Below are 1,443 nucleotides of genomic sequence, written 5' to 3'. Positions count from 1 at the left end.
GTTGCGAAGACAACCAGGATGTTGGCTTAGAAGCAGCCACCATTTAAAGAGTGCGTAATAGCTCACTGGTCGAGTGACTCTGCGCCGAAAATGTAACGGGGCTAAACACACCACCGAAGCTATGGCAACGTATTTCTTTCAGAAATACTTGGGTAGGGGAGCGTTCTGTGAGGGTTGAAGTTAGACCGAGAGGACTAGTGGACTTCACAGAAGTGAGAATGCCGGTATGAGTAACGAAAAGACAAGTGAGAATCTTGTCCGCCGAAAGCCTAAGGGTTCCTGAGGAAGGTTCGTCCGCTCAGGGTAAGTCGGGACCTAAGGCGAGGCCGAAAGGCGTAGTCGAAGGACAACAGGTTGAAATTCCTGTACCACCGTAAGCCGTTATGAGCAATGGGGGGACGCAGGAGGGCAAGAACGCGAGCTGATGGAATAGTCTGTCCAAGCAGTAAGAGGGGTGTGTAGGCAAATCCGCACACTGTAACCTCAAGCTGTGATGGGGAGGGAAAATCACAGTACCGAAGGTTCCGTGCTCACGCTGCCGAGAAAAGCCTCTAGCCAGGTGATGGTGCCCGTACCGCAAACCGACACAGGTAGGCGAGAAGAGAATTCTAAGGCGCGCGGAAGAACTCTCGTTAAGGAACTCGGCAAAATGACCCCGTAACTTCGGGAGAAGGGGTGCCTCGGTAGGGTGAATAGCCCGAGGGGGCCGCAGTGAATAGGCCCAAGCGACTGTTTAGCAAAAACACAGGTCTGTGCGAAGCCGTAAGGCGAAGTATACGGGCTGACGCCTGCCCGGTGCTGGAAGGTTAAGAGGAGCGGTTAGGGGTGACCCGAAGCTGTGAATTGAAGCCCCAGTAAACGGCGGCCGTAACTATAACGGTCCTAAGGTAGCGAAATTCCTTGTCAGGTAAATTCTGACCCGCACGAATGGCGTAACGACTTGGGCGCTGTCTCAACGAGAGATCCGGTGAAATTTTAGTACCTGTGAAGATGCAGGTTACCCGCGACGTGACGGAAAGACCCCATGGAGCTTTACTGTAGCTTGATATTGAACTTTGGTACGGTCTGTACAGGATAGGTGGGAGCCTGAGAAGCCGGAGCGCCAGCTTCGGTGGAGGCGACGTTGGGATACCACCCTGATCGTATCGGAGTTCTAACCTGTCACCGTGAAACCGGTGAAGGGACCGTGTCAGGCGGACAGTTTGACTGGGGCGGTCGCCTCCTAAAGCGTAACGGAGGCGCCCAAAGGTTCCCTCAGAATGGTTGGAAATCATTCGAAGAGTGCAAAGGCATAAGGGAGCTTGACTGCGAGACCTACAAGTCGAGCAGGGAGGAAACTCGGGCTTAGTGATCCGGTGGTACCGAATGGAAGGGCCATCGCTCAACGGATAAAAGCTACCCTGGGGATAACAGGCTTATCTCCCCCAAGAGTCCACATCGACG

Annotated in this window: 1 rRNA gene; it reads left to right on the top strand. The window is 53.8% G+C overall.

Annotated elements, in window-relative coordinates:
* A 23S ribosomal RNA gene (locus tag E6C55_RS33150) occupies window positions 1-1,443 on the top strand; the annotation flags it as partial.

This window comes from Cohnella fermenti (genome assembly GCF_004801405.1).
Taxonomy (GTDB): domain Bacteria; phylum Bacillota; class Bacilli; order Paenibacillales; family Paenibacillaceae; genus Cohnella; species Cohnella fermenti.
The sequence above is the reverse complement of the archived record's forward strand: the minus strand, read 5'-3'. Positions and strand labels throughout refer to the sequence as shown.